A 13,047-nucleotide genomic window follows, 5' to 3' on the forward strand; every position below is an offset into this window, starting at 1 on the left:
GGCACGCCCCCGATCGTGACCGGTCGCCGACGCCGGCGCCAGCGGCTCGCCGTGGTGGGGTCGGTCAGAGGATGGCGCCGGGCGCGTACGCCGCCGCTGCCGGGTGCCGCTCGACCAGCGCGGCCACCTGCCGGCAGACCTGCTCGACCTGCTCGACCGCGGCGCCGGTGAAGGTGATCGGGTCGGCCACGAGCGCGTCGAGCTGCTCGGTGGTGAGACCGAGCCGCTCGTCGGCGGCGAGGCGGGCGAAGACGTCGTTGTCGGCCTGGCCGCGGCGCATGTCGAGGGCCACCCCGACCGCGGCCTCCTTGATCGCCTCGTGGGCGCTCTCGCGGCCCACGCCGTTGCGCACGGCGCTCATCAGGACCTTCGTGGTGGCCAGGAAGGGCAGGTAGCGGTCGAGCTCGCGCTGGATCACCGCGGGGAACGCACCGAACTCGTCGAGCACGGTGAGGAAGGTCTGGAAGAGACCGTCGGCGGCGAAGAAGGCGTCGGGCAGGGCCACCCGGCGCACCACCGAGCAGGAGACGTCGCCCTCGTTCCACTGGTCGCCGGCGAGCTCGCCGACCATCGAGAGGTAGCCGCGGGTGACCACCGCGAGGCCGTTGACCCGCTCGCAGGACCGGGTGTTCATCTTGTGGGGCATGGCCGAGGAGCCGACCTGGCCCTCCTTGAAGCCCTCGGTGACGATCTCGTTGCCGGCCATCAGCCGGATCGTCGTGGCGAGGTTGGACGGCCCGGCGACCAGCTGCACCACGGCGGAGAGCACGTCGAAGTCGAGCGAGCGGGGGTAGACCTGGCCGACGCTGGTCAGCACCCGGTCGAAGCCGAGGTGGGCGGCCACGCGCTGCTCCAGGGCGGCCAGCTTGGTGGCATCGCCGTCGAGCAGGTCGAGCATGTCCTGCGCGGTGCCCATCGGGCCCTTGATGCCGCGCAGGGGGTAGCGCGCGAGCAGCTCCTCGACGCGCTCGACGCCGATGAGCATCTCGTCGGCGACGGTCGCGAAGCGCTTGCCCAGCGTGGTGGCCTGGGCGGCGACGTTGTGCGAGCGGCCGGCCATCACGGTGCTCTGGTGCTCGGCGGCCAGGCGGGCCAGCCGGGCGACGGTGGCCACGGCCCGGTCGCGCAGCAGCTCCAGCGACTGCTTGAGCTGCAGCTGCTCGACGTTCTCGGTCAGGTCGCGCGAGGTCATGCCCTTGTGCACCTGCTCGTGGCCGGCCAGCGCGCAGAACTCCTCGATGCGCGCCTTCACGTCGTGGCGGGTGACCCGCTCGCGGGCGGCGATCGAGGCCAGGTCGACCTGCTCCACGACCGCCTCGTAGTCCTCGACCACGCCGTCGGGCACCGCGATCCCGAGGTCGCGCTGAGCGCGGAGGACAGCGATCCACAGCCGCCGCTCGAGGACGATCTTGTGCTCGGGCGACCAGATCTCGGCGAGGTCGGCGGCGGCGTAGCGGGTGGCGAGGACGTTGGGCACGGTCACGTACCTCATCCTCCCACGGTCGCGCCGCCCGTCCGCTCCCCGACGGCGGGGCCGGACCTCCTCGCGCCCCTCACCCGGCGCGGGGCGGCCGGACCAGCCGGTCGGCTGACCACCCGGTGCCGAGGAGGACCCAGGAGGGGCCGGGGCCCGCGGGGAGGCGGGGCTCGAGCAGGTCGCTCGCCCACCGCCCGGGCGGCTCGAGCCGGGCGCTGCCTCAGGCGCCGCCTCCCGCCGCGGCACCCGCGGCGATGTCGGTGCGGTGCTGGGCGCCGGGGAAGTCGACGGAGGCGACCCCGTCGTAGGCCGCCCGGCGGGCGGCGGCCAGGTCGGCGCCGGTGGCCACGACCGCGAGCACCCGACCGCCGGCGGTCACCAGGTCGCCGTCGCGCAGGGCCGTGCCGGCCTGGACGACGTGCACGTCGGGCAGGGCCTCGGCCGCGTCGATCCCGACGATCACGTCGCCCGACGACGAGGTCTCCGGGTAGCCGCGACTGGCCATCACGACCCCGACGGCCGCGCCCGGGCGCCACGCCGGCGGGGCGACGTCGGACAGCGTGCCGGTGGCCGCGCCGACCAGCAGCGGCGAGAGCGGCGAGTCGAGCAGCGCCATCAGCGGCTGGGTCTCGGGGTCGCCGAAGCGGGCGTTGAACTCGACCACGCGGGTGCCGCGCGAGGTGAGGGCGAGCCCGGCGTAGAGCAGCCCGGCGAAGGGGGTGCCGCGGCGGGCCATCTCGTCGACGGTGGGCTGGAGCACCGTGGCCAGCACCTCCTCGACGAGGTCGTCGGGGGCCCACGGCAGCGGGGTGTAGGCCCCCATGCCGCCGGTGTTGGGCCCGACATCGCCGTCACCGATGCGCTTGAAGTCCTGAGCCGGCTGGAGCGGGTAGACCGTCGTGCCGTCGGTGATCGCGAAGAGCGAGACCTCCGGGCCGTCGAGGAACTCCTCGATCACCACGCGTCCGCAGCGTGCGGCGTGCTCGACGGCCTCGTCACGGTCGAGGGTGACCACGACCCCCTTGCCGGCGGCCAGGCCGTCGTCCTTGACGACGTAGGGCGGGCCGTAGGCGTCGAGGGCGGCCTGCACCTCGACCGCGGAGGTGCACACCCGGGCGGCCGCGGTGGGCACCCCGGCCGCGGCCATGACGTCCTTGGCGAAGGCCTTCGAGCCCTCGAGCTCGGCGGCGGCCCGGGTCGGGCCGAAGACAGCGATGCCGCGGGCGCGGACGGCGTCGGCGACCCCGGCCACCAGCGGCGCCTCGGGCCCGACGACGACCAGGTCGGCGCCCAGCGACACCGCGAGGTCGGCGACGGCCTCGCCGTCGAGCGCGTCCACGTCGTGCAGCGTGGCGACGGCGGCGATGCCGGGGTTGCCCGGGGCGGCGTGCACCGCGGCGACGCCCGCGTCGTGGGCCAGGGCCCGGGCCAGCGCGTGCTCGCGACCACCGGGGCCCACGACCAGGCAGGTCAGCGGACCGGTCGGCACGGTGCCGGTCACGTGGGGTGCGGGACCGGTCCCGCCGTCGGCGCCGTCGCGAGACGCGGCCTGGGGCGGAGCGTGGGTCGGGTCCTGGGGCGAGGGGTCGGTCACGGTGCACCAGGGTAGTGGCCGCCGCCGGCGCCCCGCGCCGCAGCGACCCCGGTGAGCCGGGTGCTCCCGGCGGGGTTCAGGTCGCCTGCGAGGGGGAAGGACGCCCACCATGGCCTCACTCCCCCGCGTCGGTGACCAGTTCGACCGCTACCGCATCGACCACGAGATCGGCCGGGGCGGCATGGGCGTCGTCCTCGGCGCCACCGACCTGTCGCTGCACCGCCAGGTGGCCCTCAAGGTCGTCTCGGCCGAGCTGGGCGACTCCGAGGAGTTCCTGCGCCGCTTCGACCGCGAGGCCACCCTCCTGGCCCGTCTCGACTCCCCCCACGTCATCGAGATCTACGACCACGGCGAGCACGAGGGCTGCCCCTACATCGCGACGCAGTACGTCGCCGGCGGCGACCTCGGCGGCCAGCTGCGCGCCCGCGGCCCCATGCCCCCGCAGCTGGCCGCGACCCTGTGCGCCCAGGTCGCCGACGCCCTCGCCGACGCCCACCGGGCCGGCGTGGTCCACCGCGACATCAAGCCCAGCAACGTGCTGCTGCGCGACGCCACCGCCACCGACCTCCACGTCTACCTGTGCGACTTCGGCATCGCCCGCGCCGGCGACGAGGCCGACCACCTGACGGCCCCCGGCGCGGTGGCCGGCACCTGGAGCTACCTCTCGCCCGAGTGCGGCGAGGGCCGCGAGGCCACCCCGGCCTCCGACCTCTACTCGCTGGGCTGCCTCTTCTGGGCGGCCCTCACCGGCACCGCCCCCTACGTCGGCTCCGACGTCGAGATCGCCATCGCCCACCAGACCTCCCCGGTGCGCCAGCTCACCGGCAGCGACGACTTCACCCGGTGGGCCAACGCCATCCTGGCGCGCAGCATGGCCAAGGACCCCGCCGACCGCTACCCCGACGCCGAGGCCATGCGCCAGGACCTCCTGGCCGCCGCGGCGACCCCGCTCGCTCCCGGCAGCGGCATCACCCCGGTGCCCGTGCCCGCTCCGGCCACGCCCACGGGGGCGTCGGGCCCCTCCGGCTCCGCCGGCTCGGGCTCCAGCGCAGCCGCGGCCGCCGCGGCCGCTGCCGCCGCCACCCCGGGCCGGCGCCGCGCGACGGGGCGGGGCGCCTCGTCGGGCGGGGCCGGCCGGGGCCGGCGTCCGGTCGTGCTGGCCGGCGTCGCCGCCCTCGCCCTGCTCGTCGCCGGCGGCACCGCGCTCGCGGTCACCACGCCGTGGTCCGACGACGGGTCGACCTCCTCCGCCACCGGCGAGGACGGCGCCGACGGCGGCGACGGCGCGAGCGGGGCCGAGGCGACCGACCAGGCCAGCGCCGCCCCGGAGCCCCCGGAAGGTCCGATCGCCGGCGACATCGACGCCGACGGCCTCGGCGACGCCGTGTCGATCTACCCCGTCCAGCAGGGCGACGTCTACAGCTTCTTCTCCACCAGCCTGCTCTCCGACGGCGAGCAGCTCGAGGCCCAGCCGGAGCGCGACTACGCCGTGGGCGCCCGCACCCTGCGCACCATCACGCTGGCCGACGTCGACGGCAACGGTCTCAGCGAGGTCGTCTCGGTCTACGTGCCGGCCGGGCGCGAGCGGCGCATCTACGTCGCCGCCGGGCTCACCGACGGCGGCGAGTTCGGCTTCAACATCGACCGCCCCAGCGACGCCCGCAACGTCACCCCCTGGGCCGGCGACGTGGACGGCGACGGCCTCGACGACCTGCTCCTGCTGGCCTGGGAGCGCGACCGGCCCTACGAGTTCTTCGTGGCCCACGGTCAGGGCGAGGACGGCTTCGGCGAGGCCGAGCCGCTCCTGGAGATCGACGGACCCGGCGAGGACCTGACCCCCACCGTGGAGGCCGGCGACTACGACGGCGACGGCCTGCTCGACGTGGTGGTCTCGACCAGCCCCGACCCGCTGGCCGACGACCCCGAGCAGGTCACCACCCTCTACCTCGGCACCGGCGACGGCTTCGACGAGGGCACGAGCAGCACCGGCGAGGAGGGCTTCGACATCGCCGCGCTCGCGGGGGACGTCGACGCCGACGGCGACGACGAGCTGGTGAGCGTGTCCGGCACCGGCGAGGACTACTTCGAGGTCTCCGTGCGGGGTCTCGGCGAGGAGGGTCTCGGCGACCCGGTCGGCGCCGGCGTCATCGACTCCATCACCGGCGACGGCGGCGATCTCCAGGCCCGCTTCACCCTCAGCGACGTCGACGGCGACGGTCGCGTCGACCTGCTCGCCGTGGGCCCGCAGGACGACCGCACCGCGAAGGTGCTCGTCGTGCGCTCCGACGGCGAGCGCTTCGGCGACACCGAGGAGTGGGCCAGCTGGAGCGCCGACCTCACCTACCGCCTCGAGCAGAGCGTGATGGGACAGACCGTCCCGTGACCGGGCCCGCCGGCACCGCCGGCCCCCTGCGCGTCGGCAGCACCCTGGGCGGCTACCGCATCGACGCCGTCGTCGGCGTGGGCGGCATGGGCCAGGTCTTCGCCGCCACCGACACCTCCCTGGGGCGACGCGTCGCGATCAAGGTCGTGCGCGGCGCCCTCGCCGACTCCCCCGCCTTCGCCGCCCGCTTCCAGCGCGAGGCGGCGGTGCTGGCGCGGCTCGACTCCCCGCACGTCATCGCCATCTACGAGCACGGCGAGCACGCCGGGTCGCCGTACCTCGTGACGCGGCTGGCCACCGGCGGCGACCTGGGCCGGCTCCTGGCCGTGCACGGCCCGCTGCGCCCCGAGCTGGCCGCCACCGTCGTCGCGCAGGTCTGCGACGCCCTCGTCGCGGCCCACGCCGTGGGCGTGGTGCACCGCGACGTGAAACCCGCCAACGTGCTGCTGCGCGACGACCGGCTCGACCGGCCCCACGTCTACCTGTGCGACTTCGGTGTCGCGCTCACCGAGTCGAGCGGCCTCACCTCCCCCGGCGCGGTCGCCGGCACCTGGAGCTACCTCGCCCCCGAGCTGACCCGGGGCGCCCCCGCCACCCCCGCCAGCGACGTCTACGCCGTCGGCTGCCTGCTCGTGGAGGCGCTGACCGGACGCCCGCCCTACGCCGGCAGCGACGTGCAGGTCGCGATGGCGCACGTCTCTGCCCCCGTGCCGCAGCTGCCGGAGGGACACCCGGCCAAGGCCGCCTTCGACCCCGTGCTCGCCCGGGCCCTGGCCAAGGACCCCGCCGACCGCCACCCGGGGGCCGCCGCGCTGCGCGAGGAGCTGCGGCGCCTCGGCGGGCACGAGCGCTCGACCGGGTCGGGCGCCGCCCTGCGGCCCCCACCGCCCGCGGGACGGCCGCGGCGGGGTCGCCTGGCCGCCGGGCTCGGCCTCGCCCTCGCGGCGGGTGCGGTCGCCGCCGGCGTGCTGCTGTGGCCCGACGACGCGCCGCGCGACACCGCGTCCGACCCGGCGACCGACCCCGCCGCCGCGGGCCTGCCGCTGCCCGCGGACCCCGCCCCGGCCCGCGAGGACCCCGCCGTGCGCGGTGACCTCGACGGCGACGGCCTCGGCGACCTGCTGCTGCTCGACCTCGACGGCGGGCAGCTGCAGCGCTCCGACGGCGCGGCCGTCGGCGACACGGAGCGGGTCGCGGAGGTCAACCCCCGCACGGTGCTGGGCGACGTCGACGGCGACGGCGTCCTCGACCGGGTCACCGTCGACGGCGACGGCTCGAGCCTGCGCGTGGCGGTGGCGCCCGGCCCGCTCGACGCGGGTGACCCCGCGCCGCGCCGCAGCTCGCTGATGGTCGTGCCGCCCGCCGAGGAGGTCGGCACGTTCGACTACGGCACCGGCACCGCCGCGCTCGGGGACTTCGACGGCGACGGGCGCGACGACCTCGCCGTCGGCACCGCCCTCGACGACACCGCCACCGTCACGGTGATGCTCAGCACCGCCGACGAGGACTGGCAGCGCGAGGCGACCTGGGCCGAGGTCGAGCGGTCACCGGGTGCCAGGACGACCTGGACCGTCGGCGACCTCGACGGTGACGGTCGCGACGACCTCGTGGAGGTCGACACCCTCGGCCGCACCACCGTGCTGCGCGGCCTGGTGTCGCGCGGCGACTCCTTCGAGCAGGTCGGCGAGACGCTGGTGCTCGACGAGCCCGGCTACGGCACCGGCGTCTTCCGGCAGGCCGACCTCGACGGTGACGGCACCGACACCCTCGTGCACGTCGGCACCGACCTCGCGGTGAGCGCGTGGTCGTGGGAGGACGGGTTCGGCGGGGCGAGCGCGCTCGCACCGGCCGACGACGACGCCGACTACTCCCCGCACGCCGTGGTCTCCGACGTCGACGGCGACGGCGCCGACGAGCTGGTGGCCCTCGTCGGCGTCGAGCGCCCGCGCGCCGTCGTGCTCGACGGGTCCGCCGACGGGTCCTCGAGCGGGTCCTCGGAGGAGTCGCTGCTCACCGCCACGCGGTGGCCCCTGGTCGACCCCGACGTCGTCCTGGCCGTGGCCGACCGCGTCACCGAGACCGAGCGGCAGTACTGAGCCGCACCGGCCGTCGGCGCCCGGCGACGGCGCCGGGCCCGCCCGGACCGGTCAGACCAGCGGGTGCACCACGACGGTCGCCTCGCGCGAGGGACCGACGCCGACGACCGAGATGCGCGCGCCCGACATCTTCTCCACCGCGCGAACGTAGGCCTGGGCGTTGGCGGGCAGGTCCTCGAAGGTGCGGCAGGCGCTGAGGTCCTCCCACCAGCCGGGGAGGTACTCGTAGATGGGCACGGCGTGGTGGAAGTCGGTCTGGTTGACCGGCATCTCGTCGTGGCGGACCCCGCCGACGTCGTAGGCCACGCAGACCGGCACCTGCTCCAGACCGGTCAGCACGTCGAGCTTGGTGAGCACGAAGTCGGTGACGCCGTTGACGCGGGCGGCGTAGCGGGCGATGACGGCGTCGTACCAGCCGCAGCGCCGCGGGCGACCGGTCGTGGTGCCGTACTCGGCGCCGACCTTGCGCAGGTGCTCACCGGCGTCGTCGAAGAGCTCGGTCGGGAAGGGGCCCTCGCCGACGCGCGTGGTGTAGGCCTTCACGATGCCGATCACCTGGTCCATCCGCATCGGCGGGATGCCCGAGCCGGTGCAGGCGCCGCCGGCGGTCGCCGACGACGACGTGACGAAGGGGTAGGTGCCGTGGTCGACGTCGAGCAGGGTGGCCTGGCCGGCCTCGAGCAGCACGGTCTCGCCGCGGTCGAGGGCCTGGTTGAGCAGCAGGCCGGTGTCGCGGACCATCGGGCGCAGCCGGTCGGCGTACTGCAGCAGCTCCTCGAGGGTCTCGTCGACCGAGGGGGCGCGACGGTTGTAGATCTTCGTCAGCACCTGGCCCTTGAGCTCCAGGGCGCCCTCGATCTTCTGGCGCAGGATCTTCTCGTCGAAGATGTCCTGCACCCGGATGCCGATGCGGTTCATCTTGTCGGCGTAGGTCGGGCCGATGCCGCGCCCGGTCGTGCCGAGGCGACGCGAGCCGAGGAAGCGCTCGGTGACCTTGTCGACGGTGCGGTTGTAGTCGGCGATGACGTGCGCGCTGGCGCTGACCACCAGGCCGCTGGTGTCGACGCCGCGGGCCTCGAGGCCCTCGATCTCCTCGAAGAGCACCTTGAGGTCGACGACGACGCCGTTGCCGATCACCGGCGTGCAGCCGGGGGTCAGGATGCCGCTGGGCAGCAGGTGGAGGGCGTACTTCTCCTCGCTGCCGTCGGGCTGGCCGATGACGACGGTGTGGCCGGCGTTGTTGCCGCCGTTGAACTTCACGACGTAGTCGACGCTGGAGCCGAGCAGGTCGGTGGCCTTGCCCTTCCCCTCGTCACCCCACTGGGCACCGATGATGGCGATCGCGGGCATCTGCTCGCTCACTTCCGCTTCTAGGCGTGCTGGACTCCTCCGACCCGGCGCACCTGACGCGCTCGGAGCGGAAACGCGAGAGCCCCGGGCACAAGTGCACCGGAGCTCTTGCGGCCACACGCTACCGCAGGTCGGCGCCCGCCCGCCCGCTCCACTACTGTCGACGTGTGGAGCCCCTTCTCGTCATCACCAACAGCGGCGCCGGCACGTCGGACGAGGAGACCCTCGAGCGGGCCCTCGACATCCTGCGCGCCGAGACCTCCGTCGAGGTGGCCGCCACCGCCGACCCCGGTGAGCTCAACGGCGTCCTGCACCGCGCCGGGTCGCGTCGCATCGTCGTGGCCGGCGGCGACGGCAGCATGCACGCCGTCGTGGCCGCGCTCCACCGCCGTCACGAGCTGGCCGACGCCGTGCTCGGCCTGCTGCCGCTGGGCACCGGCAACGACTTCGCCCGCGGCAACGACATCCCCCTCGACATCGAGGAGGCCGCCCGCGTCCTGCTCACCGGCGAGGTGCGCCGCGTCGACCTCATCGTCGACGAGGTCGGCGAGATCGTCGTCAACAACGTCCACGCCGGCGCCGGCGCGCAGGCCAGCCGCCGCGCCACGCGGTGGAAGGACCGGCTCGGCTCGATCGGCGTCGGCAAGGTCAACCTGGGCAAGCTCGGCTACCCGATCGGTGCGGCGCTCGCGGCGTACAAGCCGCCCTTCGTGCGACTGCGCGTCGAGGTCGACGGCGAGTGCGTGGTCGACCTCGACCAGCCCGTGCTCATGGTGGCCGTCGGCAACGGCTCCGACGTCGGCGGCGGCACCTCGCTCAACCCCGAGGCCGAGACCACCGACGGGCGCCTCGACGTGATGGTCTCGCGCTCGATCGGCCCCCTGGCGCGCTTCGGGTACGCCGCGGGCCTGCTGCTCGGGCGCCACGAGGAGCGCGACGACGTGATCTCCCTGACCGGGCGCACCGTCTCCATCGCCGGGGAGCCCTTCTACTGCTCCGCCGACGGCGAGATCTACGGCCCCGAGCGCCAGCGCACCTGGCACCTCGAGCCCGGCGCCTACTCGATGGTGCTGCCGCACCGCTGACGCACCGTCAGAGCCAGCCGCGCCGGGCCGCCTCGACCCCGGCCTGGAAGCGCGACTCGGCGCCCAGCTCGATCATGAGGTCGGCGACCCGGCGACGCACGGTGCGCAGGCTGACCCCGAGCCGGCGGGCGATCTGCTCGTCCTGGGAGCCGCTGGCCAGCTGCTGCACCAGGAAGCGCTGCATGTCGCTGCGCGGCTCGGCCTCCCCGGTCAGCGCGCTCACCGGCGCCGCGCGGTCCCACAGCGCCTCGAACCAGTAGGTCAGCGCCTTCACCAGGCCCGGCTGGCGGATCAGGGAGCGCGGCTCGTCGACCTGGCCCAGCGGCTCGGGGAGCACGGCGTGGGTCGTGCCGATGATGAACATGCGGGTCGGGACCGTCGGCAGCACCCGGATCACCTCGCCCTTCTCGACGCGGTGGTTGAGCGTCGCGCGGGCCTCGGTCAGCGCGCGCACGGGATAGATCGCCCGCGAGCTGCGACCCCCGCTCACCAGGTCGCCGATGAAGTCGCCCATCGCGTCCTCCGAGGGGTGGCGCCACTGGTCGGGGCGCAGCCAGAGCAGGTCGCCGCGGCTCTGCACCATCAGCGCGGTGAGCAGCGGGATCGGGTTGCCGCCGCTGCTGATCTCGCCGTCGAGAGGCTGCACGTCGTGCACCTCGCCCTCGGCGGGCCGGGCCCCGCTGCCGGTGAGGAACGGCAGGGCCGCCGCGACGCTCTCCAGCTCGGCCTGCACGATCGCCGCGCTCGCCGCCTGCGCGGCGAGGATGCGGGCGACCACCTCCGGGGCGCTGGCCACGAACACCCGCGACTCCTCCACCCGCACCACGCCGGCGTCGCACAGCGGCTCGAGGGCGCTCATCAGCTCCTCGGGCGTCTGGAGCAGCGCGGCCGCCACCGAGACGAGCTCGCGCCCGGAGTGGCCCAGCAGCTGCTGGTGGAGGCGGTCCACGTGCTTGGGGAAGCCGAGGGCGGCCATCAGCGTGGCGGGGGTCCGGGTGGGCATCCGTGGCATGTTAGTGCCGCTCGTCCCCCACCGCCATGGTTCCTCGTGGCCGGGGCGGGCCAGCGGCGCGGCTCCGGTAGCGTTGGGGCGTCCCACCGCGGGCCCGCGAGACGTCCCGACCGGTCCCACCACGCCGTCCGACGCGCCCCTGCGGGCGTCACGGACGAGAGCAGGAGCAGCACCCCGATGGCACGAGGCACAGCACGAGACGGGGCCCCTCAGGCTCCTGTCGACTGGGTCACCCGCGCGGCCGACGACGCCGTGCGCCACGCCGAGCAGGGCGGCTGGACCCCGGAGTCGGGGCGGCCGATCACCTGCGCCTCGGGGGCGAGCCCGTCGGGGCCGGTGCACCTGGGCAACCTGCGCGAGTTCCTCACCGTGCACTTCGTCGCCGACGAGCTCGCACGCCGCGGGCTGCCCGTGCGCCACCTGCACAGCTGGGACGACTACGACCGCTTCCGCAAGGTCCCCGCCGGGGTGGACCCGTCGTGGGCCGACCACATCGGGCGCCCGCTCTCGGGCGTGCCCGACCCGTGGGAGTGCCACGACTCGTGGGCCGATCACTTCAAGGAGCCGCTCGTGGCCTCGCTGCGCGCCCTCGGCGTGGAGATGGAGGAGGTCTCCCAGACCGAGCGCTACCGCGCGGGGGCCTACCGCGAGCAGATCCTGCACGCCGTGGCCCAGCGCGACCGCATCGAGACCGTGATGGCGCGCTACCGCACCAAGGCCGCCCCGCTCAGCGAGGCCGCCGAGTCGGCCGAGGAGGCCGCGGCGCTCGCCGACTCGGTCGCCAACGACGGCGACGACGGCAACCCCTCGGGCCTCGGCGCCACCAACGACCTCGCGCGCTTCCCCTACAAGCCCTACTGCCGCGACTGCGGGCGCGACACCACGATCATCACGTCCTACGACGACGACTCCGCCGACCTGGCCTACACCTGCACCTCGTGCCCCTTCGAGGGCGTCACCAACCTGCGCACCCAGGACGAGGGCAAGCTGGTCTGGAAGGTCGACTGGCCGATGCGCTGGGCCGTCGAGGGCGTCGACTTCGAGCCCGGCGGCGTCGACCACGCCAGCCCGGGGTCGTCCTACACCGTGGGTAAGGAGCTGGTGAAGCTCTACGACGGCCGCGCCCCGTCGTTCGTCGGCTACTCCTTCGTCGGCGCCGGCGGGCAGGTCAAGATGTCCTCCTCGCGCGGTGGCGTGCCGACCGCGGCCGACGCCCTGCAGATCCTCGAGGCGCCGGTGCTGCGCTGGCTCTACGTGCGCCGCCAGCCCAAGCAGGCCTTCAACGTCGACTTCGGCCCGGAGGTGGTGCGCCTCTACGACGAGTGGGACGCACTGGGCCGCAAGGCCGCCGACCCCGCCAAGCGCGACGCGCAGGTGCTGGCCTTCGAGCGCGCCAGCGCGACCGCGACGGCCGGTCGCCTGCCGGTGCCCGCGGTCGTGGTGCCCTTCCGCCTGCTCTCGTCGGTGGCCGACGTGACCGCGGGCAGCGCCGACCTCATCAGCCGCATCGTGCGCGAGGTCGGCCACGACCACGACTCCGTCGAGGACCTCGAGCCGCGGCTGGGCCGCGCGATGACCTGGACCGGCGAGTACGTCCCCGAGTCGGAGCGCACCACCGTGCGCACCGAGCCCGACGCCGCCCGGCTGGCCCGCCTCGGCGACGACGAGGAGCTGTGGCTGCGCCACCTCCTCGACCGGCTGCCCGACCGTCTCGACCTCGACGAGACCACCACGCTGGTCTACGGCGTGCCGAAGCTGGGCCGGGGCCTGGGTCTCGACGACGCCCCGACCGACCAGGTCAAGGCCGACCAGAAGGCGTTCTTCAAGCTGCTCTACAACCTGCTCGTCGACGCCGACCGCGGCCCGCGCCTGCCCACGCTCTTCCTGGCCCTGGGCTCCGACACCGTCCGGCGGCTGCTCACCCCGCCGACGTAGGCGGCCGCCGCTGCGTCTTACTGACCGTTGCTACCACTGGCTGACAGTCATGACTGTCGGTCAGTGGTCCCAACGGTCAGTAAGACGCGGGATGTCACACGGCACGGTGAGCCGT

General features: G+C 74.8%; 8 protein-coding genes. 4 read left to right on the forward strand and 4 right to left on the reverse strand.

Annotated features, from left to right (window positions below; translation table 11 throughout):
• Positions 1 to 64: 64 nt before the first annotated feature.
• Both purB and purD read right to left on the reverse strand, forming a co-directional pair.
• Complete coding sequence (gene purB, locus IR170_RS15650; RefSeq protein ID WP_056903328.1) at positions 65 to 1,483, reverse strand: adenylosuccinate lyase; 1,419 nt, start codon at positions 1,481 to 1,483, stop codon at positions 65 to 67.
• Positions 1,484 to 1,697: 214 nt separating this feature from the next.
• A complete protein-coding gene (gene purD, locus IR170_RS15655) occupies positions 1,698 to 2,951 on the reverse strand; it encodes a phosphoribosylamine--glycine ligase (protein WP_193665734.1) in 1,254 nt (417 codons plus the stop codon).
• A gap of 229 nt (positions 2,952 to 3,180) precedes the next feature.
• Between purD and IR170_RS15660 the strand changes: the two genes are divergently transcribed.
• Positions 3,181 to 5,454, forward strand: a complete 2,274-nt coding sequence (locus IR170_RS15660; protein WP_193665586.1) for a serine/threonine-protein kinase — start codon at positions 3,181 to 3,183, stop codon at positions 5,452 to 5,454.
• Complete coding sequence (locus IR170_RS15665; protein ID WP_193665589.1) at positions 5,451 to 7,550, forward strand: serine/threonine-protein kinase; 2,100 nt, start codon at positions 5,451 to 5,453, stop codon at positions 7,548 to 7,550. Before IR170_RS15660 ends, IR170_RS15665 begins: the two co-directional genes overlap by 4 nt.
• 51 nt (positions 7,551 to 7,601) lie before the next feature.
• Here the strand turns inward: IR170_RS15665 and IR170_RS15670 are convergent, their stop codons facing one another.
• Entirely contained in the window at positions 7,602 to 8,912 is a 1,311-nt protein-coding gene (locus IR170_RS15670) for an adenylosuccinate synthase (RefSeq protein WP_251535168.1), read from the reverse strand.
• 155 nt (positions 8,913 to 9,067) lie between these two features.
• On the opposite strand from IR170_RS15670, the gene IR170_RS15675 reads away from it, so the two are divergent.
• Entirely contained in the window at positions 9,068 to 9,985 is a 918-nt protein-coding gene (locus IR170_RS15675; RefSeq protein WP_193665591.1) for a diacylglycerol/lipid kinase family protein, read from the forward strand.
• Positions 9,986 to 9,992: 7 nt separating this feature from the next.
• On the opposite strand, the gene IR170_RS15680 is transcribed toward IR170_RS15675, so the two are convergent.
• Positions 9,993 to 10,988: a helix-turn-helix transcriptional regulator gene (locus IR170_RS15680; RefSeq protein ID WP_193665593.1), complete on the reverse strand. Its 996-nt coding sequence runs from the start codon at positions 10,986 to 10,988 to the stop codon at positions 9,993 to 9,995.
• A 186-nt stretch (positions 10,989 to 11,174) separates the two neighbouring features.
• Here IR170_RS15680 and lysS point away from each other — a divergent pair, with 186 nt between their 5' ends.
• Positions 11,175 to 12,932, forward strand: coding sequence for a lysine--tRNA ligase (lysS, locus tag IR170_RS15685; RefSeq protein WP_193665596.1), 1,758 nt, complete (start codon positions 11,175 to 11,177; stop codon positions 12,930 to 12,932).
• Positions 12,933 to 13,047: the final 115 nt, after the last annotated feature.

Origin of the sequence: Nocardioides kribbensis (assembly GCF_015070375.1) — a bacterium.
Taxonomy (GTDB): domain Bacteria; phylum Actinomycetota; class Actinomycetes; order Propionibacteriales; family Nocardioidaceae; genus Nocardioides; species Nocardioides kribbensis.